We start from the raw sequence: 23,760 nt of genomic DNA, 5'->3' as shown, positions 1-23,760 counted from the left end.
GAGGAGTGCGGAGTCCGACACGTCACCCGGAGGAAGCGATGGCGGTGGCCAGGAATGCCCCGAAGAAGCGGGAGAAAGCACCCGCCGAGACCCACGGAGGAGTGCTGCCGGCCGGCCGCACCCGGCGTCCCGCTGCGGAGGCAGGCACGCGCGATCCGTAGCCCGGGGGGCGCGGGCGACGCGGAGCGGTGCCGGGGGGCGCGTCACTCTCCCGGGTGATGAGCGGCGGGACGGGCACTCGGCTAAGCGCTTGCTCGTTCAGGTCTTGTGCCGGGTGGAACGCGTTCTTAGCATCGTCGGTGTTACATCAGTTGTGTCACACACGCTCCGGGAGCTGGTCGCATGACAACGGCAGGGACGCCGACGCCGGACGCCGGCCCGCTCCGCGGCGTGCGCGTGGTCGAGCTGGCCGGCATCGGGCCGGGCCCGTTCGCCGCCATGCTGCTGGCCGACCTGGGCGCCGACGTGGTCCGGGTGGACCGCCCGGGCGGCCCCGGCCTCGCCATCGACCCCGCGTACGACGTCACCAACCGCAACAAGCGCTCGGTCGTGATCGACCTCAAGGCGCCGGACGGCCCCGCGCGCGTCCTGGACCTCGCCGAGCGGGCCGACATCCTCGTCGAGGGCTACCGCCCGGGCGTCGCCGAGCGGCTCGGCATCGGCCCCGAGCACTGCCACGCCCGCAACCCCCGTCTGGTCTACGGCCGCATGACCGGCTGGGGCCAGGACGGCCCCCTCGCCCGGCGCGCGGGCCACGACATCGCCTACATCGCGCTCACCGGCACGCTCGGCATGACCGGCCGCCCCGGCGAGCCCCCGGCCGTCCCCGCCAACCTCCTCGGGGACTACGCCGGCGGCTCCCTCTACCTGGTCATCGGCGTCCTCGCCGCCCTGCACCACGCGCGCGCGACCGGCACCGGCCAGGTGGTCGACGCCGCCATCGTCGACGGCACGGCCCACCTGTCCACGATGATCCACGGCATGCTCGCCGCCGGCGGCTGGCAGGACCGGCGCGGCGCCAACCTGCTGGACGGCGGCTGCCCCTACTACGGCACCTACGAGACCGCCGACGGCGGCCACATGGCGGTCGGCGCCCTGGAGGAGAAGTTCTACGAGGAGTTCCTGCGCCTGCTCGGCCTGGACGGCCTGACCTCCGCCCGCACGGACCCGGCCCGCTGGGACGAGCTGCGTGAACGGATCGCCGCCCGCTTCAGGTCCCGTACCCGGGCCGAGTGGACCGCCGTCTTCGAGGGCTCCGACGCATGCGTGGCACCCGTACTGACCCTGCGCGAGGCCCCGCACCACCCGCACCTGGCCGCCCGCGGCACCTTCACCGACCACGACGGCATCACCCAGCCGGCCCCCGCGCCCCGATTCTCCGCGACGCCCACCACCGTCCGCGGCGGCCCCGCCCGGCCCGGCGCGGACACGGAGACGGTCGCCCGGGACTGGGGCATACCCGCACGCCCGACCGACGACCTGGTCACCGACGGCGGCTGACCCCGCCCACCCGCTCGGCCCACCCTCCCGAAAGGCACACCAGTGAGCACCGAAGCGTACGTGTACGACGCGATCCGCACCCCGCGCGGGCGCGGCAAGGCGAACGGCGCCCTGCACGGCACGAAGCCCATCGACCTGGTCGTCGGTCTCATCCACGAGATCCGCGACCGCTTCCCGGGCCTGGACCCGGCCGCGATCGACGACATCGTGCTCGGTGTCGTCGGCCCCGTCGGCGACCAGGGCGCCGACATCGCCCGGATCGCCGCCATCGCCGCCGGACTGCCGGACACGGTCGCGGGCGTGCAGGAGAACCGCTTCTGTGCCTCCGGCCTGGAGTCCGTGAACCTGGCCGCCGCCAAGATCCGCTCGGGCTGGGAGGACCTGGTCCTCGCGGGCGGTGTCGAGTCCATGTCCCGCGTCCCGATGGCCTCCGACGGCGGCGCCTGGTTCAACGACCCGATGACCAATCTCGCCGTCAACTTCGTGCCGCAGGGCATCAGCGCCGACCTGATCGCCACCATCGAGGGTTTCTCCCGCCGGGACGTCGACGAGTACGCGGCCCTGTCCCAGGAGCGCGCCGCCACCGCCTGGAAGGAAGGGCGCTTCGACCGCTCGGTCGTGCCCGTCAGGGACCGCAACGGCCTGGTCGTCCTCGACCACGACGAGCACATGCGCCCCGGCACCACCGCCGACTCCCTCGCCAGGCTGAAGCCGTCCTTCGCGGACATCGGCGAGCTGGGCGGCTTCGACGCGGTCGCGCTGCAGAAGTACCACCGCGTGGAGAAGATCGACCACGTCCACCACGCGGGCAACTCCTCCGGCATCGTGGACGGCGCCTCGCTCGTCGCCGTCGGCTCCAGGGAGGTCGGCGAGCGCCACGGACTCACCCCCCGTGCCCGGATCGTCTCCGCGGCCGTCTCCGGCTCCGAGCCCACCATCATGCTCACCGGTCCCGCCCCCGCCACCCGCAAGGCCCTGGCCAAGGCCGGCCTCACCATCGACGACATCGACCTGGTCGAGATCAACGAGGCGTTCGCCGCGGTCGTGCTGCGCTTCGTCAGGGACATGGGCCTGTCCCTGGACAAGGTCAACGTCAACGGCGGCGCCATCGCCCTCGGTCATCCGCTCGGCGCCACCGGCGCGATGATCCTCGGCTCGCTCATCGACGAACTCGAGCGCCAGGACAAGCGCTACGGCCTCGCCACACTCTGCGTGGGCGGCGGCATGGGCGTCGCCACCATCGTCGAGCGCGTCTGAACTCCCCGCGGAACCAAGCGACTTCAACGGAGACGACTGTCATGACCGAGAGCACCACCATCCGCTGGGAGCAGGACGACACCGGTGTCGTCACCCTCGTCCTGGACGACCCGAACCAGTCCGCGAACACCATGAACCAGGCCTTCCGGGCCTCCGTCACGGCGATCGCCGCGCGCGCGGAGGCCGAGAAGGACTCCATCCGCGGCATCATCTACACCTCCGCCAAGAAGACCTTCTTCGCGGGCGGCGATCTCAAGGACATGATCAAGGCCCGCCCCGAGGACGCCCAGCAGGTCTTCGACACCGCGACCGAGATCAAGAACGCGCTGCGCCGCATCGAGACCCTCGGCAAGCCGGTCGTCGCCGCCATCAACGGCGCGGCCCTCGGCGGCGGCTACGAGATCGCGCTCGCCTCCCACCACCGGATCGCCCTGGACGCCCCCCGCTCCCGGATCGGCCTGCCCGAGGTCACCCTCGGCCTGCTGCCGGCGGGCGGCGGCGTCACCCGCACGGTACGGCTGATGGGCATCACGGACGCACTGCTGAAGGTGCTGCTCCAGGGCACCCAGTACACCCCCCGGCGCGCCCTGGAGAACGGCCTCGTCCACGAGGTGGCCGCGAGCGAGGAGGAGATGCTCGCCAAGGCCCGCGCGTTCATCGACGCCCACCCCGAGTCGCACCAGCCCTGGGACGTCCCCGGTTACAGGATCCCCGGCGGCACCCCGGCCCACCCGAAGTTCGCCGCCAACCTTCCCGCGTTCCCGGCCGGCCTGCGCAAGCAGACGGCCGGCGCCCCCTATCCGGCCCCGCGCAACATCATGGCCGCCGCCGTCGAGGGCTCCCAGGTCGACTTCGAGACCGCGATCACCATCGAGACCCGCTACTTCACCGAACTGGTCACCGGGCAGACCGCGAAGAACATGATCCAGGCGTTCTTCTTCGACCTCCAGGCGGTCAACTCCGGCGTCAGCCGCCCCCAGGGCATCGAGCCCCGCCCGGTGCGCAAGGTCGCCGTCCTCGGCGCCGGCATGATGGGCGCCGGCATCGCGTACTCGTGTGCCCGCGCGGGCATCGACGTCCTCCTGAAGGACGTCTCCCTGGAGGCTGCCGTCAAGGGCAAGGGCTACTCCGAGAAGCTGTGCGCCAAGGCCGTCGCCAAGGGCCGTACCAGCCAGGAGAAGGCGGACGCGCTGCTCGCCCGGATCACCCCCACCGCCGATGTCGCCGACCTCGCGGGCTGCGACGCGGTCATCGAGGCCGTCTTCGAGGACACCGCCCTCAAGCACAAGGTGTTCCAGGAGACCGAGTCCGTCGTCGCCGCTGACGCGCTGCTGTGCTCCAACACCTCCACGCTGCCCATCACCACCCTCGCCGAGGGCGTGGAGCGCCAGGCCGACTTCATCGGGCTGCACTTCTTCTCGCCGGTCGACAAGATGCCGCTCGTCGAGATCATCAAGGGCGAGCGCACCGGGGAGGAGGCCCTCGCACGCGCCTTCGACCTGGTCCGGCAGATCAACAAGACGCCGATCGTCGTGAACGACTCGCGCGGCTTCTTCACCTCCCGGGTGATCGGCCACTTCATCAACGAGGGCGTCGCCATGGTCGGCGAGGGCATCGAGCCCGCCTCCGTCGAGCAGGCCGCGGCCCAGGCCGGCTACCCGGCCAAGGTGCTGTCCCTCATGGACGAGCTGACCCTCACCCTCCCGCGCAGGATCCGCGAGGAGACCCGGCGGGCCGTGGAGGAGGCGGGCGGCACCTGGACGGCGCACCCGGCGGAGGCGGTCGTCGACCGCATGGTCGACGAGTTCGGCCGCCCCGGCCGCAGTGGCGGCGCCGGGTTCTACGACTACACCGAGGACGGCAAGCGGGCCGGACTGTGGCCGGGCCTGCGCGAGCACTTCACCACGGCCGGGTACGAGATCCCGTTCCGGGACATGCAGGAGCGCATGCTCTTCGCCGAGGCCCTCGACACCGTACGCCTTCTGGAGGAGGGCGTCCTGACCTCGGTCGCCGACGCCAACATCGGCTCGATCCTGGGCATCGGCTTCCCCGGCTGGACCGGTGGTGTCCTCCAGTACATCAACGGCTACGAAGGGGGCCTGCCCGGATTCGTGGCCCGCGCGCGCGAGCTGGCCGAGCGCTACGGCGAGCGGTTCACCCCGCCCGCGCTGCTCGTGGCGAAGGCCGAGAAGGGGGAGACCTTCACCGACGCCCGCTGACCCACTGACGTCCCGGCCTGCGGGCCTGCCGACCCGCAGGCCCGCAGGGCGTCCGCCGGCGGAACGCTCCTGCCGCCGCCGGGACGCGCCGGCCTCCTCAGCCCGGCCCGCTCTCGCCGTCCCGCCCGCTCTCGCCGGCCTCGCTGAGCCAGCCACGCAGCTCCTGCCGCAGGGAGCGCTGGAACGTCGTGAGCAGCGCCTGCACCACCAGCGGGTGCATGTGGGCCGTCAGCGACTTCACGTCCTCCGCGGCCAGCTCCGACACCGCCTCGCGCAGCAGCCGGGACAGCTCCTGCGCCGCCGCGCGTGAGTGCTCCAGCAGCACCTCCCGCGCCGCGAGGACCATCTCCTGGGACAGCGGTACGTCGAGCAGCTCGACGCCCAGCCGCAGGAGTCCCGCGTCGACCCGGTAGCCGCCGTCCTCGGGCGTGACCACGTCCAGGGCGGCCAGGCGGGCCACGTCCGCGTCGCTCAGCTCCCGTCCCGCCAGCCGGCGCAGTTCCTCGCGCGTCACCGTCTCCACCGTCTCCGGCGCCCAGGAGGCCACCACCGCCCGGTGGATGGCGAGGTCCTGCGCGCTGAGGTCCGGCGGCAGCCGGCGCAGATGCCGTTCGATCGCCGACAGCGTCATGCCCTGCCGTTGCAGTTCGTCGATCAGGGCCAGCCGCGCCAGGTGCTCCGGTCCGTAGTGCCCGACCCGGCGCGGACCGAGCGCCGGAGGAGGCAGCAGCCCCTTGGTGCCGTAGAAACGGACGGTACGGACGGTGACGCCCGCCCGCGCGGCCAGCTCGTCGATCGTCAGCGTGGGGCCGCCCGGATCCGTCTGCTCCGTGGTGTCGGTCGTCATGTGCAGCAGTATCGCTGTCCCGCCAATGCCGTGACACCTCACGAGCCACCGTGAAGCGGCCCCGTGACGTCTGCTTCCCGCGCCGCTGACCTGTGAGAAAGGACGCTCTGTGACGTGGGACACCGCGCGCCGGCCGATCCCTCTGGGAAGCTGCTGTCTTGGTCTGTGCCGCGACATACCAGGGTGGTGCGGGCCAGGACCTGCACGAACCCCGGCCCCACGAGGTCCGGGCGCACCAGGAAGTGAAACCACCCGTGAGCAGCAAGGACGCCGTGGACACCACACAGGCCGCCGACCGTCCCGAGGTGGCCCGGACGCCCGCGGACGCGGGCGACGCCGGTTACAGCAAGGACCTCAAGGCCCGCCACGTCAACATGATCGCCATCGGTGGCGCCATCGGCACCGGTCTCTTCCTCGGCGCCGGCGGACGCCTGCACAACGCGGGCCCGGCGCTCGCCCTGGCCTATCTGGTCTGCGGCATCTTCGCCTTCTTCGTCGTCCGGGCCCTCGGCGAGCTGGTCCTGTACCGCCCGTCCTCCGGCTCCTTCGTGTCGTACGCGCGCGAGTTCCTCGGCGAGAAGGGCGCCTACGTCGCCGGCTGGATGTACTTCCTGAACTGGTCGACCACCGGCATCGCCGACATCACCGCGATCGCGCTCTACGCGCACTACTGGAGCATGTTCACCTCCATCCCCCAGTGGGTGCTGGCGCTGATAGCCCTCGCGGTGGTCCTCGCCGTGAACCTGATCTCGGTGAAGATCTTCGGTGAGATGGAGTTCTGGTTCGCGATCATCAAGGTCGCCACCCTCGTGGGCTTCATGCTCATCGGTATCTTCCTGCTGGCCACCCAGCACGACGTCGGCGGCACCCGGCCCGGCCTCAGCGTGATCGCCGACCACGGTGGCGTCTTCCCGCACGGCATGATGCCGGTCGTCCTCGTCATGCAGGGCGTGATCTTCGCCTACGCCGCCCTGGAACTGGTCGGCGTCGCCGCCGGCGAGACGGCCGAGCCGGAGAAGATCGTCCCGCGCGCGGTGAACTCGATCATGTGGCGAGTGGGCCTGTTCTACGTCGGCTCGGTCGTCCTGCTCGCGCTGCTGCTGCCCGGCTCGGTGTACTCCGCCGACCAGAGCCCGTTCGTGACCGTGCTGTCCAAGATCGGCATCCCGGCGGCCGGCGACGTGATGAACCTGGTGGTGCTGACCGCCGCCATGTCCTCGCTCAACTCCGGGCTGTACTCCACCGGCCGCATCCTGCGCTCCATGGCCACGGCCGGCTCCGCCCCCAAGTTCACCGCCCGCATGAACCGCAGCCAGGTCCCCTACGGCGGCATCCTGCTGACCTGCGCGGTCTGTGTCCTCGGCGTCGTGCTGAACTACCGCCTGCCCGGCCAGGCCTTCGAGATCGTGCTGAACGTCGCCTCCCTGGGCATCATCAGCACCTGGGTGATCATCATGATCTGTCACCTGGTCTTCGTCCGCCGCGCCCGCGACGGGCGGGTGAGCCGGCCGAACTTCCAGCTGAAGTTCAGCCCGGTCACCGAGATCGCCACGATCGCCTTCCTCATGGTCTGCCTCGGCCTGATGTGGAACGACCCCGAGGTCGGCCGCAAGACCCTGCTCCTCATCCCGGTGATCGCCGTCATGCTGGTCGCCGGCTGGTTCGGCGTCCGCCGCCGGGTGGCCCGGAACACCGGCCGGGGCACGACGGACGTACCGGCCACGAAGTAGCTGTTCGGCGGGCCACTGCCCGTGGCTTCGCCCACGGTGGCGTCATGCCGGGGGCCACACGTCCCGGGGTGACGCCACGTGCCGCCGGCCGCCGCCTGCCGCTGTACGACCCGAGCCGGGCCCGTTCCCCGGAGATCCCGCGCGAGCCCTGCCGGTCCTGGCCGAGACGGGCGTACCGCTCCGCACGGACCTGCACGACCGGGAAGTCCGCGGCCGAGGGCACCTGTCTGCCGGCCGACGGCGGACCGACCCGGACAGCGGCGACGGCCCCGCCCGCGCCGGTGGACGACTCCAACGGCGCGGGCGACGCCTTCGCCGCCGCGTTCCCCCGACGGCCGCCTCACCGGCGAGCCACCCGGGGCCTGCGCCCGGCACGGCGCGCTCCCGGGGGGCGTACGCCCGCACGGCGCGGCCGTCCGCGCCGCCGCGACAGGCCGGGCGGAACTCCTGGGGCAGACGGCCGAGCCGGCCCGGTGAGGACCGCGCGGGTCAGTGCCCGTGCACGCCGTTCGTCGCCTCGATCCTCTTCCACGACTTCGGCTGCGCCACCGTCGCACCCGTACCCGCCAGCGCGCGGGCCGCGGGCGCGGCCGGCTTCGACGGCTGGAACAGCCAGGTGTCGAACAGCGGGGACAGGGGCTTGCCGGACACCTGCTCGGCGTACTTCTGGAAGTCGGCCACCGAGGCGTTGCCGTATGCGTGCGTCTTCGGCCAGCCCTTGAGGACCGCGAAGAACGCGTCGTCACCGATGGCGTTGCGCAGCGTCTGGATGGCCAGGGCGCCCCGGTCGTAGACGGCGGCGCTGAACTGCTCGTCCGGGCCCGGGTCGCCGGGCCGGACCGTCCAGAACGGGTCGTCGGCCGGGTGCGAGGCGTACACGTAGTCGGCGAGTTCCTGCGTGGTGCCCTCGCCCTCCGCGTCGGACCACAGCCACTGCGCGTACCGGGCGAAGCCCTCGTTGATCCAGATGTCCTTCCAGCCCTTCAGCGACACGTCGTCGCCGTACCACTGGTGCGCCAGCTCGTGCACGACCACGGACGTGTTGGAGCCGTTCGCGAACTGCTTCGGGCTGTAGTAGATCCGGCTCTGCGTCTCCAGCGCGTACCCGGTGGTGGTGTTCGGCACGTAGCCGCCCGCCGAGCTGAAGGGATACGGCCCGAAGTAGCCGCTCAGCCAGTCGACGATCTCCCCGGTGCGCTCCACACTGGCCCGCGCGGCCCCGTCGTTGTCGCCGAGGTCCTTGCTGTAGGCGTTGACGACGGGCACCCCGCCGTCGGAGGTGCCGGTGGTGATGTCGAACCGGCCGAGCGCCAGTGTGGCCAGATAAGTGGCCTGCGGCTTGTTCTGCCGCCAGTTGTAGCGGGTCCAGCCCGCTTTCGAACTCGTCGACTGGAGCGTGCCGTTGGAGATGGCCTGGACGCCGTCCGGTACGGCCACCGACACGTCGTAGGTGGCCTTGTCGCTCGGGTGGTCGTTGCTCGGGAACCACCACCAGGCGGCCTCGGGCTCGTCGGCGGCCACCGCGCCGTCCGGGGTGCGGTGCCATGCGGTGAAACCGTAGGCGCTCTTCGTCGACGGCACCCCGCTGTAGCGGACGACGACCGTGACCGGCGTGCCCTTCGCCAGCGGTGTTTTCGGGGTGACGACCAGTTCGTGCCGGCCGGAGGCGGTGAAGGCCGCCTTCGTTCCGTTGACCCGCACCTCGCTGACGTCCAGCAGGAAGTCCAGGTCGAAGCTGGACAGGTCCTGCGTCGTCCTCGCCAGGATCGTCGCCGTGCCCTCGAGCTCGTCCGTCGCCGGCTGGTACCGGAGCCTCAGGTCGTAGTGGGAGACGTCGTAGCCGCCGTTGCCGTAGTCCGGGTAGTAGGGGTCGCCGATGCCCGGGGCGCCGGGGGAGTAGCTCGCGGCCGATGCCGGGATCGCCAGCAGGAGGGAGGCCGCCGCCAGGGCGCCCGGCGCGATGATTCTGCGGTGCACGTCAGCTCCAAGTCGTCGGTTGTACCAGTCGGTTCGGAGAAGTCCGTCCGCAGCCTATTCAGTCCCTGTGGCCACTGACCTGTCCATCACCCCTGCCGTCACACGATCGCCATTCAGCCGTCACGGGCCCCGGAGAGCCCTCTTCTGCACGGCAGTTGGCGGCGGTACCGTCCGCGCATGCCGAAACGCAAGCGCTCCACACTCCGGAGAACGCTCGTCATCGCCGCCGTCGCCGCCCTGACGGCCGTGTTCCTCACCCCGGCCGGTGCACGGGCCACGCCCCGGGAGAGCGAACCCGTCTACTCCTACGCCGACGCCATCCGCGAATCCGTCTGGGTGGACACCGGTCTCGACGAGGACCGCGACGGACGGACCGACCGCGTCGCCGCCGACATCGTCCGCCCCGCCGAACCCGCCCGGCAGGGCCGCAGGGTGCCGGTCATCATGGACGCCAGCCCGTACTACTCCTGCTGCGGACGCGGCAACGAGAGCCAGCGCAAGACGTACGACGCCCAGGGCCGCGTGGTACAGATGCCGCTGTTCTACGACAACTACTTCGTGCCCCGCGGCTACGCCTTCGTCGGCGTCGACCTCGCCGGCACCGACCGCTCCGACGGCTGCGTCGACGTCGGTGGCCGCTCCGACATCCGGTCCGCGAAGGCCGTCGTCGACTGGCTGAACGGCCGCGCCCGGGCGTACACCAGCCGCACCGGCGGCACCCCGGTACGGGCCGGCTGGACCAACGGCAGAACCGGCATGATCGGCAAGAGCTGGGACGGCACCATCGCCAACGGCGTCGCCGCCACGGGCGTCAAGGGCCTGAGGACCATCGTCCCGATCAGCGCCATCTCCTCCTGGTACGACTACTACTTCGCGCAGGGCGCCCCCCTCTACGACGGCGGCCCCGGCGAACTGGCCGGCTACGTCGAGAGCGACGCCGCCCAGGCCCACTGCGCCGCCGTGCAGCGAAAGCTCGCCGACGGCAGCCCACGCAGCGGCGACTGGACCCCGCTGTGGACCGAACGGGACTACGTCAAGGACGCGGGCAAGGTGCGCGCCAGCGTGTTCCTCGTGCACGGCATGCAGGACCTCAACGTCCGCACCAAGCATCTCGGCCAGTGGTGGAACGCCCTCGCGCAGCACGGCGTCGAGCGGAAGATCTGGCTGTCGCAGACCGGACACGTCGACCCCTTCGACTACCGGCGCGGCGCCTGGGTCGACACCCTGCACCGCTGGTTCGACCACGAACTCCTCGGCTACGACAACGGCATCGACCGCGAGCCCACGGCCGACATCGAACGCCACCCCGACCAGTGGGTCACCTCGGCGGCCTGGCCCCCGCACGGCACCCGCACCACCGTCCTGCACCCGGCCTCCGGCACCCGGGCCGGCGTCGGCACGCTCGGGCTGCGCCCGGCCGCCGGCACCGAGACCCTCACCGACGACCCGCGGCTCGGCGAGACCGACTGGGCCGGGCACCTCACCACCCCCACCCCCGAGAAGGCCGGGTTCCTCACGGCACCGCTCACCCGCGGCCTGCGCCTGTCCGGCTCCTCCCGCGTGACGGTCACCGCGACCCCGACCACCACCTCCGCCCACCTGTCCGCCGTCCTGGTCGACCTGGGCCCGGACACCATCCGCGACTACGCCGACAGCGCCGAGGGCATCACCACCCTCACCGACCGCACCTGCTGGGGCGCGAGCACGGCCGGGGACAGCGCCTGCTTCAAGGAGACCAGGGCCAGGACGGCCGCCGTCGACTACACCGTGTTCAGCCGCGGCTGGGCCGACCTCGGCCATCACGCCTCCCTCGGCAAGGGCGTCCCGCTCACCCCCGGCAAGCCGTACACGATCACCCTCGACCTCGCGGCCACCGACCACGTCGTGCCCGCCGGGCACCGGCTGGCGCTGATCGTCGCCGGCACCGACCGGGACCTCATCGACCCACCCCCGTCGGCCGAGCCGACGCTCACGGTGAACCTGTCCGGTACGAGCGCGCGGCTCCCACTGGCCGGCGGTGCGGCGGCGTTCGCCCGCGCCACGTCCGGCAGCGCCACGGCTCCCGCGCCGGCGCCCCTGTCCGGCCTCCGCGCGCCTCGCGCCGTCCACCACATCCCGGCGGCCTGACGGCGGCCCGACCACCCGCCGACCAGGCACCCCGGCCGCCTGCCGATACCGCGGGCGGCCGGTACACCCGCCCGTGGGCCGGGGGCGACACCACGCGGCCGGGGCACGTCCACCGTGGCCGGGACCGGCCCCGGGGCCCATCGCTCCTACGCCCGCTCACGCCCCCGGGAACGCCAGTTCGGCCGCTTCTCGGGCGCAGCCCCAGGCCACCGTGATGCCGGCGCCGCCGTGGCCGTAGTTGTGCACCAGGGTGCGGCCGTCCGGCAGGGGGCGGCGTTCCAGCCGTACCGCGTCGCGGGCCGGGCGCAGGCCCACCCGGTGGGCGAGCACCCGGGCCCCGGCGATCTCCGGCCGGACCGCCGCGCAGCGGGCGACGATCGCCGCGGCGGTGTCCGGGTCCGGGTCCAGGGACCAGTCGTCCTCCTCCGCCGTACCGCCGAGGAGCAGCCCGCACGGCTGCGGGATGAAGTAGACGGAGGCGGCCGAGGAGTGGTCGACGGAGGTGAACCAGGTCGTGACGCCCGGGTTCTCCACCACGACCAGCTGCCCGCGCACGGGACGCACCGCCGGATCCGGCACCAGCGAACGGGCGCCCAGACCGGCGCAGTTGACCACCACGGCGGCGGGCACCGCGGCCAGGTCGGTCACCTCCCGAAGGTCCACCGTCCCTCCCGCCTTCACCAGCCGCTCCCGCAGCCACGCGAGATGCACCGGCATGTCGATGACCGGCAGCCGTGCCGCCAGCCCGTCGGCCACCGCCCGCAGCCCCGGCACCCGCCCCGCCCACGCGCCCAGCCCGTCCAGCCGCGCTCCGTGGTGCACGCCCTCCACGAGGTGTACGCCCGTCTCCCCGGGCCGCGCCGCCAGCTCCTCGTACACCGTCAGGGAGTGCAGCGCCCAGGCGCCGACCAGCGGCTCCGGTTCGATGCGGTACGGCCACCACAGGCCGCCCGCGACCGCGGAGGTCGTCCGCTCGGCCGGCTCCCGCGTCCACACCCGCACCCGCCGCCCCGACTCGGCCAGCAGTACGGCCGTCGTCAGCCCGGCGATCCCGCCCCCGACCACGATCACTTCGTCACTCGGCTCGCTGTCCACGCCAGGACGATAGGCCCCGCGGGTGTCCGGCGGCACCCCGCGGCCCGAGGCGGTCGAAGGGGCGGGCAGGTGTGCCCGGGGCGCCGGTGAGCGGCGGAAACGGGGCTGAGCCACGCGCGTACGGCCATTAGGATCGACGCCTGATGACTGCCACCCTCGTTGCCAAGAACCTCGCCGCCGGCCATGGCGACCGCTCCCTGTTCTCCGGGCTCGACCTGGTCGTCGCGCCCGGCGACGTCATCGGGCTGGTCGGCGCCAACGGCGCGGGCAAGTCGACCCTGCTGCGGATGCTCGCCGGCCTCACCCCGCCCGAGCAGGGCGAACTCCGGCTGTCCCCGCCGGCCGCGACCGTCGGCCATCTGCCGCAGGAGCCGGAGCGCAGGCCGGGAGAGAGCGTCCGGGAGTTCCTGGCCCGCCGCACCGGCGTCGCCGAGGCCCAGCGGGTCATGGACGAGGCCACCCAGGCGCTGGTCGACGGCGCGCCCGGCGCCGACGACGCCTACGCGACCGCCCTCGAGCGGTGGCTCGGTCTCGGCGGCGCCGACCTCGACGAACGCGCCGAGGAGGTCGCCGACTCCCTCGGCCTGGCCGTGGACCTGGAGCAGCCGACTACCTCGCTCTCCGGCGGTCAGGCGGCCCGCGCCGGCCTCGCGTCCCTCCTGCTGTCGCGGTACGACGTCTTCCTCCTGGACGAGCCCACCAACGACCTCGACCTGGACGGCCTGGAGCGTCTGGAGCGGTTCGTCACCGGCCTGCGCGCGGGCACGGTCGTCGTCAGCCACGACCGCGAGTTCCTCACCCGCACGGTCACCAAGGTCCTCGAACTCGACCTGGTCCAGCGGCAGATCAACCTCTACGGCGGCGGGTACGAGGCCTACCTGGAGGAGCGGGACGTGGCCCGCCGGCACGCCCGCGACGAGTACGAGGAGTACGCCGACAAGAAGTCCACCCTCCAGGACCGCGCCCAGACGCAGCGGTCCTGGATGGACAAGGGCGTCAAGAACGCCCGGCGGAAGGCCGGCAACGACAACGACAAGATCGGCCGCAAGTTCCGCAGCGAGGCCAGCGAGAAGCAGGCCGCGAAGGCCCGCCAGACCCAGCGCATGATCGAGCGTCTGGAGGTGGTCGAGGAGCCGCGCAAGGAGTGGGACCTGCGCATGGAGATCGCGTCCGCGCCGCGTTCCGGTGCGGTCGTGGCGACGCTGCGCGACGCCGAGGTGCGGCGCGGCGGCTTCTCCTTCGGCCCGGTGTCCTTGCAGATCGACTGGGCCGACCGGGTCGCGGTCACGGGGGCCAACGGCGCGGGCAAGTCCACGCTGCTCGGCGCCCTGCTGGGCCGCGTCCCGCTCGACGCGGGACACGCGGCCCTGGGCTCCGGTGTCCTGGTCGGCGAGGTCGACCAGGCCCGCAAGCTGTTCCACGGGCCCGAGTCCCTGCTCGACGCCTTCTGCGCGGCCGTACCCGACACCGAACCGGCGGAGGTCCGCACGCTGCTCGCCAAGTTCGGCCTGAAGTCCGGCCACGTCCTGCGCCCGGCGGCGACCCTCTCCCCGGGCGAGCGCACCCGCGCCGCGCTCGCCCTGCTCCAGGGCCGGGGCGTCAACCTCCTGGTCCTGGACGAGCCGACGAACCACCTGGACCTGCCGGCCATCGAGCAGCTGGAGTCGGCCCTCGACGCCTACGAGGGCACCCTGCTGCTGGTCACCCACGACCGGCGCATGCTGGACGCGGTCCGGGTGACCCGACGCCTCGAGGTGGCGGCCGGCAAGGTGACCGAGCGCTAGGGCCTTTCTTTCGGATCAGGCCGGCCGGGATCGCGGGCGCCGCGTGCCAGACCCCACGGCCCCGGCAAGATCCGAAAGAGAGGCCCTAGGGTCCTTCGTTCGGGTCAGGCCGCATCAGGGAGCGGTACCAGGTTCGCTGGCCCGGGATGATCCGAACGAGAGGGCCCGGACCCGCGGCTGCCCCGCCGCTCCGGCCGGTGATCCGCGGCGGGGTGCCGCCGGAGGGCGCCGTCCGGGGGGGCGGACTCTCCGCGGGGCCGGAGCAGTGGTGCCCCGGCCCCGGCCGGTCAGCGCTTCTTCGGGTTCAGCAGGCCCGCGCGGCGCAGGGCGTCGGCCATGGCGCTGTTGGCCGGCGCCGGCGCCGGCGCCTGCCGGCCGCCCCGGTCGCCGCCCCCACGGACCTGCCGCTGACCCTGGTCACCGCTCTGCCGACGCCCCTGGCCGCCGCCGCTCTGCCGCTGCTGGGGCGGCCGGGTGCCGCCGCGCTGCGGCCTGCCGCCGCCCTCGCCCTGGGGGGCCGCCTCGTCGTCCAGGCGCAGGGTCAGCGCGATCCGCTTGCGCGGGATGTCGACGTCCAGGACCTTCACCCGGACGATGTCACCCGGCTTCGCGACGTCGCGCGGATCCTTGACGAACGTCTTCGACATCGCGGACACGTGCACCAGACCGTCCTGGTGGACACCGATGTCGACGAACGCGCCGAACGCCGCCACGTTCGTCACCACGCCCTCCAGGACCATCCCGGCGGACAGGTCGGAGATCTTCTCCACGCCCTCCTTGAAGGTGGCCGTCCGGAAGGCGGGACGCGGGTCACGCCCCGGCTTCTCCAGCTCCCTGAGGATGTCGGTGACGGTCGGCAGGCCGAACGTGTCGTCCACGAAGTCGGCGGGCCGCAGCGAGCGCAGGACGCCCGTGTTGCCGACGAGGGAGGCCACCTCCTGACCCGTGGTCTTCACCATGCGGCGCACCACCGGGTACGCCTCCGGGTGCACGCTGGAGGCGTCCAGCGGGTCGGCGCCGCCCCGGATGCGCAGGAAGCCCGCGCACTGCTCGTACGCCTTCGGGCCGAGCCGCGGCACCTTCTTCAGCTGCGCGCGGGAGACGAAGGGACCGTTCTGGTCCCGGTGCGCGACGATGTTCTCGGCGAGCCCGGCGGAGATGCCGGACACCCGTGACAGCAGCGGCACGGACGCGGTGTTGACGTCCACGCCGACGCCGTTCACACAGTCCTCGACGACCGCGTCCAGCGAACGGGACAGCTTCACCTCGGACAGGTCGTGCTGGTACTGGCCGACACCGATCGACCGGGGGTCGATCTTCACCAGTTCCGCCAGCGGATCCTGGAGGCGCCGGGCGATGGAGACCGCGCCGCGCAGCGACACGTCCATGCCGGGCAGCTCCTGGGAGGCGTACTGCGAGGCGGAGTAGACGGAGGCGCCGGCCTCGGACACCACCACCTTGGTGAGCTTCAGCTCGGGGTGCCGGGCGATGAGTTCACCGGCGAGCCGGTCGGTCTCGCGGGAGGCCGTGCCGTTGCCGATCGCGACCAGCTCGACCGCGTGCGCCCGGGCCAGTTCCGCCAGCCTGGCGATCGCCTCGTCCCACTTGTTGGCCGGCACGTGCGGGTGGATCACGTCCGTGGCGACGGCCTTGCCGGTGGCGTCGACGACGGCGACCTTGACGCCGGTACGGAAACCGGGGTCCAGGCCGAGTGTCGCGCGGGTGCCGGCCGGCGCGGCCAGCAGCAGGTCGCGGAGGTTCGCGGCGAACACGTTCACCGCCTCGTCCTCGGCCGCCGTACGCAACCGGAGGCGCAGGTCGATGCCGAGGTGGACCAGGAGGCGGGTGCGCCAGGCCCAGCGGACCGTGTCGTTGAGCCACTTGTCGCCCGGGCGGCCCCGGTTCGCGATACCGAACTTCGCGGCGACGACGCCCTCGTACGAGGACGGCCCCTCCGTGGGCTCCTCCGGCTCCAGGACGAGATCCAGGACCTCTTCCTTCTCGCCGCGCAGCATCGCCAGGACGCGGTGCGAGGGCAGCGCGGTGAACGGTTCGGCGAAGTCGAAGTAGTCGGCGAACTTGGCGCCCGCCTCCTCCTTGCCCTCCCGCACCTTCGCGACCAGCCGCCCGCGGACCCACATGCGTTCGCGCAGCTCGCCGATCAGGTCGGCGTCCTCGGAGAACCGCTCGGTGAGGATCGCCCGCGCGCCCTCCAGCGCGGCGTGGGCATCGGCGACGCCCTTGTCCGCGTCGACGAACGCCGCCGCGGCGGCCGCCGGATCGACGGTGGGATCGCCCAGCAGCCCCTCCGCCAGCGGCTCCAGGCCCGCCTCGCGCGCGATCTGCGCCTTGGTGCGCCGCTTGGGCTTGTAGGGCAGGTAGACGTCCTCCAGGCGCGCCTTGGTCTCGGCGCCGCGGATACGGGCCTCCAACTCCTCGGTCAGCTTGCCCTGCTCCCGCACCGACTCCAGGATCGCGGTCCGCCGCTCCTCCAGGTCCCGCAGGTAGCGCAGCCGCTCCTCGAGCGTGCGCAGCTGCGCGTCGTCGAGCATCTCGGTCGCTTCCTTGCGGTAGCGGGCGATGAAGGGCACCGTGGAACCGCCGTCGAGCAGTTCCACCGCGGCCTTCACCTGCCGCTCCCGTACGCCGAGTTCCTCGGCGATCCTGCCTTCGATGGACCCTGCTGCCAGGGAACCGGGTGTCGTCACGATCCCGTACCGCCTTCTCCACTGAGGTTGCGCGGCAATTGTGGCAGGTGACACCGACAACCGGGGATCAGAGCGACGCGCGGCGGGGCGCGGGTCCCCGGCCGCGGGCACGCGGCGCCGCGGAATCCCGCGTGGCCGAAAAGGTGGGAAACACGTCATTGCGGCCATCGCCACAGCCGCGAACAATCGCTGTCATGCCGCAGCGATCCGTACTCCTCACCGTCTTCGACGGCCTCCAGAGCCTCGACGTCACCGGCCCCGTGGAAGTCTTCGCCGGCGCGGAACGGCACACCCCGGGCTCGTACCGGATCCGTACGGCTTCCCTGGACGGCGGGCCCGTGCGCACCTCCAGCGGGCTGATCCTGGTACCGGACGGCTCCCTGGCGGACGCGGCGGATCCGCACACCCTGCTGGTCCCCGGCGGGGAGGGGACCCGCGATCCGGATCCACGGCTGGTCGAGTGGCTGCGCGCGCACGGCCCCCGGGCCACGCGCCTCGTCTCCGTCTGCACCGGCGCCGTCCCGCTGGCCCGGGCCGGGCTGCTGGACGGCCGGCGCGTCACGACCCACTGGGCGTACTGCGACAAGCTCGCCCGGGACCACCCCGCCGTCCACGTCGACCCCGACCCGATCTTCGTGCGCGACGGGAACGTGGCCACCTCGGCCGGGGTCACCGCGGGCATCGACCTCGCCCTCGCACTGGTGGAGGAGGACCTGGGCAGGGAGGCGGCGCTGACCGTCGCCCGCCACCTCGTGGTCTTCCTGCGCAGGCCGGGCAACCAGGCTCAGTTCAGCGCCCAGCTGGCCGCCCAGACGGCCCGGCGGGAACCCCTCCGGGACATCCAGCAGTGGATCACCGAGCACCCGGACGGCGACCTCGGCGTCGAGGCGCTGGCCGCCCGGGCCGCCCTCTCCCCGCGCCACTTCGCCCGCGCCTTCCAGGCCGAGACCGGTACGACACCCGGCCGGTACGTCGACCGCGTCCGCCTGGAGCACGCGCGCCGCCTGCTGGAGGACACCACCGACGGCATCGAGCAGGTCGCCCGCGCGAGCGGCCACGGCACGCCGGAGGCCATGCGCCGCGCCTTCCTCCGCGCCCTCGGCACCTCTCCGGCCGAGTACCGCCGCCGCTTCCGCCCCGCCCCCGTGACCTGACCGGGTCGACCCTTCCTGGTCGCCGTCACCTGCCCCGACTCATGGTCACCGAACCCGAGAGAAGGAAACAGCGTGCAGATCGCCGTCGTCCTCTACGACCGCTTCACCGCCCTCGACGCCGTCGGCCCCTACGAGACCCTCGGCCGGCTGCCGGACTCCGAGACCGTGTTCGTCGCCGAGCGGACCGGACCCGTCCGCACCGACACCGGAAACCTCGCGCTCACCGCCGACCGGGGCCTCGACGACGTACCGCGCCCGGACATCGTGATCGTGCCCGGCGGTCCAGGCCAGACGGCGCAGATGGACAACCCCGTCCTGCTGGACTGGCTGCGCACGGCCGACGCCGCCAGCGCCTGGACCACCTCCGTGTGCACGGGCTCGCTGCTGCTGGCCGCCGCCGGGCTGCTGCGGGGGCGCCGTGCCACCTCGCACTGGCTGGCCCTGGACCAGCTGCGCGGCTTCGGGGCCGAGCCGACGGGGGAGCGGGTGGTCGTGGACGGCAAGTACGTCACCGCGGCGGGCGTGTCGTCCGGCATCGACATGGGCCTCACGCTGCTCGGCACCATCGCCGGCGACGAACACGCCCAGTCCGTCCAACTGCTGACGGAGTACGACCCGCAGCCGCCCTACGACGCCGGGTCGCCCAAGAAGGCGCCGGCCCACCTCGTCGCGGAGTTCCGCTCCGCGAGCCGTTTCATCCTGACGTAGACACGCTCCAGGTGAAGTGCGGCTGCCTGCGCTCCAGGAACGCGGCGACCCCCTCCGCGGTGTCGCCGCTGCCCCGTGCCTGCCCGGCCCAGTGGGCGTCCCGGTCCGTGCGGCCGTTCGCGAACTCCTTGGCGGCGGCCTGGGTGAGCTGCGAGCGGGACACCAGGACCCGGGTCAACTCGGCCACCCTCCCGTCCAGTTCGCCCCCGGGCAACACCTCGTCCACGAGACCGGTCCGCAGGGCCCGCCCGGCGTCTATCAGCTCGGCCGTGAACAGCAGGTACTTGGCCGTGGCCGGGCCGACCAGGGACACCAGCCGGCGGGTCGAGGAGGCCTGATAGACGATGCCGAGCTTCGCCGGTGTCACCCCGAACAGCGCGCCCTCCTCCGCCAGCCGCAGGTCGCAGGCCACCGCGAGCTGCGCACCGCCGCCCACACAGTGCCCGCGCACCGCGGCGACGGTCGGCTTGGGGAAGGCGGCCAGCGCCTCCTCGGCCGCCACCGCGAGGCCGGGTGTCCGGTCCGGTGACCCGCGCAGCGTGGAGATGTCGGCGCCCGCGCAGAAGGTGCCGCCCTCGCCGGTCAGTACCAGCGCCCGCACACCCGGGTCGTGCGCCAGCGCGTCCAGCAGCGGCGGCAGGGCCCGCCACATTTCCTCCGTCATGGCGTTGCGCTTGGCGGGATGACGGATCACCACGGTGGCGACGGAGTCGGTGACCTGGTGGGACAGCTGGGGCTCCATGCGGCGGATCGTACCGAAGCCGCCGTCCGCCGGACCCGGCGTCCGCACCCGCGGGCGGCAACCGGCCGGCCGGCCACGGCCGGCGCCGTATCGTCGGACTAGTTCGCGAACCCGCGCCCGGGCGACAGAAACGGTCCCGCGCGTGACCACGACATGCGCACTCGGTCAGAAATCGCTCGATACCCGCTGACTTGCGTTCAGGCATCCGGACCGCAGCGGATTGTTACCAACACTCGACGCGTGGTGACAATCGAGTGCGAGGGTGGCGACCTGACAATGGACAACCACGGGCGCGGGGACGGCCGGCGCCCAGCGGAGGGCGGCGACCGGCCGCCCGATCCACTGCCGTACGAAGGCGTCTGGCGGTTCACCGCGGCCGCGGTGGACGCCTCGGTCCCGCAGGCCCGGCACGCGGTACGGGACCTGCTGCTGCGCCAGGGCGTGCCGGTCCCCGACGACCTGGTGCACGGGCTGCTGCTGATCGTCTCCGAGCTGGTCACCAACGCGGTCCGGCACGCGGCACTGCTGTCGCCGGTGCTGGCCGTCGAGGTCGCCGTCGGAGCCGAGTGGGTACGGGTGTCCGTCGAGGACAACCACCCCTACCGTCCGACCGCCCTGGAGGCCGACCACGGCCGGACCGGCGGCCGGGGCCTGCTCCTGGTCCGTGAGGTGGCCCGGGAGGCGGGCGGAGTGGTCGACGTCGAGCACACCGCGAGCGGCGGCAAGGTGATCTGGGCCGCCCTGCCGCTCAAGCCCGACTTCTCCTGAGGACCCCTACCAGCCCGCGGACGGGCCCGTCAGCTCCCTGATCGCCGGACGGGCCGCGTCCAGCACGGTCATGAACCAGGCCGAGAACGGGTCCTGGGCGTGCCGCTGGGCCAGCTCGGCCGCCGTCACGAACGCCGTCGAGGCGACCTCCTGCGGATCCGGCCCGAGCGCGGCCTGCACCAGGCCGACGAACAGGTGGTTGTACTCCTGCTCCACCAGGCCCGAGGCGGGGTCCGGGTGGTTGTACCGGACCGTGCCGGCCTCCGCGAGCAGCGAGGGCGACACGCCCAGCTCCTCGTACGTGCGCCGGGAGGCCGCCGCGAACGGCGCCTCGCCGGGGTACGGGTGACCGCAGCAGGTGTTGGACCACACACCGGGGGAGTGGTACTTGCCGAGCGCCCGCTGCTGCAACAGCATCCGGCCCCGCTCGTCGAAGAGGAACACCGAGAACGCCCGGTGCAGCTGTCCCGGCGGCTGATGGGCGGCGAGCTTCTCCGCCGTACCGGTCGTCACACCCTTCTCGTCGACCAGTTCCAGCAGAATCGCCTCTTCGGTGCCCTGCGACGAGCTGTGCGTCGCGGTGGCAGGTGTGATCGGCATACCCATCCTTCGCCTCGGTCTTCGCACCCCAAGTCTGCCGTACGAATCCGGCGCTCCCGGCACTTCCCGGCAGGGGAGCCGTCCGCGCACGGTGTGGCACGCGACGCCGGACCCGGGGGATCATCGTGCCCGCCGGACGCCCCCGGGAACCGCCCGTGAGACGTCGAACGGCCGTACGGACGATCAGTGACACAGCCGCGCTTCGTGCTCCGCGTGCCCGCCCGGCTCCAGCTGGAACGTGCAGTGCTCCACGTCGAAGTGGTCGCCGAGACAGCCCTGCAGTTCGTGCAGCATCTTCTCGTTGCCGATGGCGTTCAGCACCTCCGAGCTGACCACCACGTGCGCCGACAGCACCGGCATCCCCGAGGTGATCGTCCAGGCGTGCAGGTCGTGGACGTCCTCCACACCGTCCAGCGCCAGGATGTGCGCCCGGACCTCCGCCATGTCGACGTCCTTGGGCGCCGCCTCCAGCAGTACGTCCAGCGTCTCGCGCAGCAGCCTGACGGTCCGCGGCACGATCATCAGCCCGATCAGCAGCGAGGCGACCGGGTCGGCGGGCTGCCACCCGGTGGTGAGGATCACGGCCGCCGAGATCAGCACCGCCACCGAGCCGAGGGCGTCCGCGGCCACCTCCAGGAAGGCGCCGCGCACGTTCAGGCTCTCCTTCTGCCCGCGCATCAGCAGCACCAGCGAGACGGAGTTCGCGACCAGGCCGACCAGACCGAACACGATCATCAGCCCCGCCCGGGTGTCCGCGGGCTCGACGAACCGCTGCACCGCCTCGTACACCACGTATCCGCCGACCCCGAGCAGCAGCAGGCAGTTGGCCAGTGCGGCGAGGATCTCCGCGCGGGCGAGGCCGAAGGTGCGGTTGGTGCTCGGCGGGCGGCCCGCGAAGTGGACCGCGAGCAGTGCCATGCCGAGGCCCACGGCGTCGGTCGCCATGTGCGCCGCGTCCGCGATCAGCGCGAGCGAGTCCGCGAGCAGGCCGCCGGCGATCTCGACCAGCATGACCGTGAGCGTGATGCCCAGCGCGATCCGCAGCCGGCCCCGGTACGCGGCCGTGGCCGTACCCGTGGCCGGCACGTGGGAGTGCGCGTGCCCGTGGTCGTGCCCTGCCCCCATGACTACCGCCTTCCGTGTGCCTGCCGGGAGGCCAGTCAACTACGGGGCCGGGGTAGGGGGCAACGCGGGACTGAACACCGTTGTCATGTGCTCTGACCTGCGTAAACGTTCCGCAGGTCAGAGCGCTGCCGACCCCCGGACGGGTCCGCCCGCCGTCCGCGCGTCCCCTCGCCGCACCGGAGCCGGCTCACCCTCCCCGCCGGCGCACGCGCCCCGCCCGCTCACCCGCCGTGGTGCAGTCGCCAGCCCTGCCAGGCCGACTCCGCCATCTCCCGTACCCCGCGCCGGGCCCGCCAGCCCAGGGCCTCGGCGGCCCGCTCGGCCGAGGCCACCGCGCGGGGCGCGTCGCCGGGGCGGCGCCCCTCCACCAGGGGCGCCCTGCGGTCCCCGGTGACCGACCCGATGACCGTGATCAGCTCGCGCACCGAGACGCCCTCGCCCCGGCCGATGTTCAGCGTCAGGTCACCGGTGACCTCACCGCCGGCGAGCCGCCGGGCCGCCGCGAGATGGGCCTCCGCGAGATCGGCGACATGGATGTAGTCCCGCACGCAGGTGCCGTCCGGCGTCGGATAGTCGTCGCCGAAGATCCGCGGGGCCTCGCCCCGGGTGAGCCGGTCGAAGACCATCGGCACGATGTTGAACACCCCCGTGTCCGCGAGTTCCGGCGCCGCCGCACCCGCCACGTTGAAATAGCGCAGGCACACCGTGGAGATGCCGTGCGCCCGTCCCGCCGCCCGCACCAGCCATTCCCCGGCCAGCTTGGTCTCGCCGTACGGGTTGACCGGGGCGCACGGGGTGTCCTCGGTGATCAGGTCCACGTCCGGGTTGCCGTACACCGCCGCCGACGAGGAGAACAGCAGCCGGCCGACACCCGCCTCGGCGACCGCGTCCAGCAGCGTGGCCAGTCCGCCCACGTTCTCCCGGTAGTAGCGGGTGGGCTGCGCCACCGACTCCGCGACCTGCTTGCGCGCCGCGAGGTGGACCACGCCCGTCACGCCGTACTCGGTGAGGACCCGCTTGAGCAGCGCCCCGTCCAGCGTCGAGCCCCGGACGAGCGGCACCTCGGCCGGGAGCCGCGCGGGCACGGCGGCCGACAGGTCGTCCAGCGCCACGACGCTCTCCCCGGCGCCCGTCATGGCCCGTGCCACGTGCGCCCCGATGTATCCGGCTCCGCCGGTGATCAGCCACGTCATGGTCGCCCACCCTATGCCGAGCCGCCCGGTGTCCCGGATGCCCGGGTCTGCTCCCAGGGTTTGTGGGCCGGGGCCCGGATCCCCGATGATGATCGCGGCAAAGGCCGGGGCAGCCCCCGTGGGCCGGGCCGTGAACGGCCGGTGAACACGGGCCCCGGCCCATCCGATAGCCTCTGCCGACATGCCGCCCGGGTGCCGCAGGCAGGGCGCCCCACCACGCAGAAGA

General features: G+C 72.8%; 17 protein-coding genes. 9 read left to right on the top strand and 8 right to left on the bottom strand.

Annotation, left to right across the window (positions count from 1 at the left end):
- The first annotated feature begins 342 nt into the window (after positions 1 to 342).
- From ACF1BE_RS15835 to ACF1BE_RS15825, 3 genes are read left to right on the top strand one after another with little or no spacing between them, the layout of a single operon-like run.
- Positions 343 to 1,500, top strand: coding sequence for a CaiB/BaiF CoA transferase family protein (locus ACF1BE_RS15835; protein WP_392199595.1), 1,158 nt, complete (start codon positions 343 to 345; stop codon positions 1,498 to 1,500).
- A 42-nt stretch (positions 1,501 to 1,542) separates the two neighbouring features.
- Complete coding sequence (locus ACF1BE_RS15830) at positions 1,543 to 2,757, top strand: acetyl-CoA C-acetyltransferase (protein ID WP_392199594.1); 1,215 nt, start codon at positions 1,543 to 1,545, stop codon at positions 2,755 to 2,757.
- A gap of 41 nt (positions 2,758 to 2,798) precedes the next feature.
- Complete coding sequence (locus ACF1BE_RS15825) at positions 2,799 to 4,976, top strand: 3-hydroxyacyl-CoA dehydrogenase NAD-binding domain-containing protein (protein ID WP_392199593.1); 2,178 nt, start codon at positions 2,799 to 2,801, stop codon at positions 4,974 to 4,976.
- A 97-nt stretch (positions 4,977 to 5,073) separates the two neighbouring features.
- Here the strand turns inward: ACF1BE_RS15825 and ACF1BE_RS15820 are convergent, their stop codons facing one another.
- Positions 5,074 to 5,823 carry a MerR family transcriptional regulator gene (locus tag ACF1BE_RS15820; protein ID WP_392199592.1) on the bottom strand — a complete coding sequence of 250 codons (750 nt, stop codon included), beginning with the start codon at positions 5,821 to 5,823 and terminating at the stop codon, positions 5,074 to 5,076.
- Between the two features lie 254 nt (positions 5,824 to 6,077).
- Between ACF1BE_RS15820 and ACF1BE_RS15815 the strand changes: the two genes are divergently transcribed.
- Positions 6,078 to 7,553: an amino acid permease gene (locus ACF1BE_RS15815; protein ID WP_392199591.1), complete on the top strand. Its 1,476-nt coding sequence runs from the start codon at positions 6,078 to 6,080 to the stop codon at positions 7,551 to 7,553.
- 489 nt (positions 7,554 to 8,042) lie between these two features.
- Here the strand turns inward: ACF1BE_RS15815 and ACF1BE_RS15810 are convergent, their stop codons facing one another.
- Positions 8,043 to 9,530, bottom strand: a complete 1,488-nt coding sequence (locus ACF1BE_RS15810) for a M1 family metallopeptidase (protein WP_392199590.1) — start codon at positions 9,528 to 9,530, stop codon at positions 8,043 to 8,045.
- A 177-nt stretch (positions 9,531 to 9,707) separates the two neighbouring features.
- On the opposite strand from ACF1BE_RS15810, the gene ACF1BE_RS15805 reads away from it, so the two are divergent.
- Positions 9,708 to 11,657: a Xaa-Pro dipeptidyl-peptidase gene (locus ACF1BE_RS15805; RefSeq protein WP_392199589.1), complete on the top strand. Its 1,950-nt coding sequence runs from the start codon at positions 9,708 to 9,710 to the stop codon at positions 11,655 to 11,657.
- A 156-nt stretch (positions 11,658 to 11,813) separates the two neighbouring features.
- Here the strand turns inward: ACF1BE_RS15805 and ACF1BE_RS15800 are convergent, their stop codons facing one another.
- Positions 11,814 to 12,728 (bottom strand): FAD-dependent oxidoreductase, encoded by a 915-nt coding sequence (locus ACF1BE_RS15800; RefSeq protein ID WP_392199650.1) that lies wholly within the window; start codon positions 12,726 to 12,728, stop codon positions 11,814 to 11,816.
- 167 nt (positions 12,729 to 12,895) lie between these two features.
- Here ACF1BE_RS15800 and ACF1BE_RS15795 point away from each other — a divergent pair, with 167 nt between their 5' ends.
- A complete protein-coding gene (locus ACF1BE_RS15795) occupies positions 12,896 to 14,536 on the top strand; it encodes an ABC-F family ATP-binding cassette domain-containing protein (RefSeq protein ID WP_392199588.1) in 1,641 nt (546 codons plus the stop codon).
- A 287-nt stretch (positions 14,537 to 14,823) separates the two neighbouring features.
- Here ACF1BE_RS15795 and ACF1BE_RS15790 read toward each other — a convergent pair whose 3' ends face one another.
- Positions 14,824 to 17,244, bottom strand: a complete 2,421-nt coding sequence (locus ACF1BE_RS15790) for a Tex family protein (RefSeq protein WP_392199587.1) — start codon at positions 17,242 to 17,244, stop codon at positions 14,824 to 14,826.
- Positions 17,245 to 17,438: 194 nt separating this feature from the next.
- Between ACF1BE_RS15790 and ACF1BE_RS15785 the strand changes: the two genes are divergently transcribed.
- Both ACF1BE_RS15785 and ACF1BE_RS15780 read left to right on the top strand, forming a co-directional pair.
- The gene (locus ACF1BE_RS15785; protein ID WP_392199586.1) at positions 17,439 to 18,398 is read left to right on the top strand and encodes a GlxA family transcriptional regulator; all 960 of its coding nucleotides are present in this window, start codon (positions 17,439 to 17,441) and stop codon (positions 18,396 to 18,398) included.
- Positions 18,399 to 18,470: 72 nt separating this feature from the next.
- Positions 18,471 to 19,106: a DJ-1/PfpI family protein gene (locus tag ACF1BE_RS15780; RefSeq protein WP_392199585.1), complete on the top strand. Its 636-nt coding sequence runs from the start codon at positions 18,471 to 18,473 to the stop codon at positions 19,104 to 19,106.
- Here ACF1BE_RS15780 and ACF1BE_RS15775 read toward each other — a convergent pair.
- A complete protein-coding gene (locus ACF1BE_RS15775; protein ID WP_392199584.1) occupies positions 19,093 to 19,848 on the bottom strand; it encodes an enoyl-CoA hydratase/isomerase family protein in 756 nt (251 codons plus the stop codon). The two genes, ACF1BE_RS15780 and ACF1BE_RS15775, sit on opposite strands and share 14 nt — an antisense overlap.
- A gap of 276 nt (positions 19,849 to 20,124) precedes the next feature.
- Here ACF1BE_RS15775 and ACF1BE_RS15770 point away from each other — a divergent pair, with 276 nt between their 5' ends.
- Positions 20,125 to 20,616, top strand: coding sequence for an ATP-binding protein (locus ACF1BE_RS15770; protein WP_392199649.1), 492 nt, complete (start codon positions 20,125 to 20,127; stop codon positions 20,614 to 20,616).
- A gap of 6 nt (positions 20,617 to 20,622) precedes the next feature.
- Here the strand turns inward: ACF1BE_RS15770 and idi are convergent, their stop codons facing one another.
- The 3 genes from idi to galE form a co-directional block, all read right to left on the bottom strand.
- Positions 20,623 to 21,216 carry an isopentenyl-diphosphate Delta-isomerase gene (gene idi / locus ACF1BE_RS15765; protein ID WP_392199583.1) on the bottom strand — a complete coding sequence of 198 codons (594 nt, stop codon included), beginning with the start codon at positions 21,214 to 21,216 and terminating at the stop codon, positions 20,623 to 20,625.
- A 183-nt stretch (positions 21,217 to 21,399) separates the two neighbouring features.
- A complete protein-coding gene (locus ACF1BE_RS15760; RefSeq protein ID WP_392199582.1) occupies positions 21,400 to 22,341 on the bottom strand; it encodes a cation diffusion facilitator family transporter in 942 nt (313 codons plus the stop codon).
- A gap of 221 nt (positions 22,342 to 22,562) precedes the next feature.
- Positions 22,563 to 23,534 carry a UDP-glucose 4-epimerase GalE gene (galE, locus tag ACF1BE_RS15755; RefSeq protein ID WP_392199581.1) on the bottom strand — a complete coding sequence of 324 codons (972 nt, stop codon included), beginning with the start codon at positions 23,532 to 23,534 and terminating at the stop codon, positions 22,563 to 22,565.
- Positions 23,535 to 23,760: the final 226 nt, after the last annotated feature.

The sequence above is a fragment of the Streptomyces sp. NPDC014991 genome (assembly GCF_043080665.1).
Lineage (GTDB): Bacteria > Actinomycetota > Actinomycetes > Streptomycetales > Streptomycetaceae > Streptomyces.
Note: the sequence above shows the minus strand (reverse complement) of the source record. Positions and strands in the feature narration are given on the sequence as shown.

Excerpts from the sequence above, each read along its gene's own strand:
- ACF1BE_RS15835 (WP_392199595.1), top strand. The coding sequence starts at position 343 with ATGACAACGGCAGGGACGCCGACGCCGGACGCCGGCCCGCTCCGCGGC.
- ACF1BE_RS15825 (WP_392199593.1), top strand. The coding sequence starts at position 2,799 with ATGACCGAGAGCACCACCATCCGCTGGGAGCAGGACGACACCGGTGTC.
- ACF1BE_RS15820 (WP_392199592.1), bottom strand. The coding sequence starts at position 5,823 with ATGACGACCGACACCACGGAGCAGACGGATCCGGGCGGCCCCACGCTG.
- ACF1BE_RS15805 (WP_392199589.1), top strand. The coding sequence starts at position 9,708 with ATGCCGAAACGCAAGCGCTCCACACTCCGGAGAACGCTCGTCATCGCC.
- ACF1BE_RS15795 (WP_392199588.1), top strand. The coding sequence starts at position 12,896 with ATGACTGCCACCCTCGTTGCCAAGAACCTCGCCGCCGGCCATGGCGAC.
- ACF1BE_RS15785 (WP_392199586.1), top strand. The coding sequence starts at position 17,439 with ATGCCGCAGCGATCCGTACTCCTCACCGTCTTCGACGGCCTCCAGAGC.
- ACF1BE_RS15775 (WP_392199584.1), bottom strand. The coding sequence starts at position 19,848 with ATGGAGCCCCAGCTGTCCCACCAGGTCACCGACTCCGTCGCCACCGTG.
- ACF1BE_RS15770 (WP_392199649.1), top strand. The coding sequence starts at position 20,125 with ATGGACAACCACGGGCGCGGGGACGGCCGGCGCCCAGCGGAGGGCGGC.
- idi (WP_392199583.1), bottom strand. The coding sequence starts at position 21,216 with ATGCCGATCACACCTGCCACCGCGACGCACAGCTCGTCGCAGGGCACC.
- ACF1BE_RS15760 (WP_392199582.1), bottom strand. The coding sequence starts at position 22,341 with ATGGGGGCAGGGCACGACCACGGGCACGCGCACTCCCACGTGCCGGCC.
- galE (WP_392199581.1), bottom strand. The coding sequence starts at position 23,534 with ATGACGTGGCTGATCACCGGCGGAGCCGGATACATCGGGGCGCACGTG.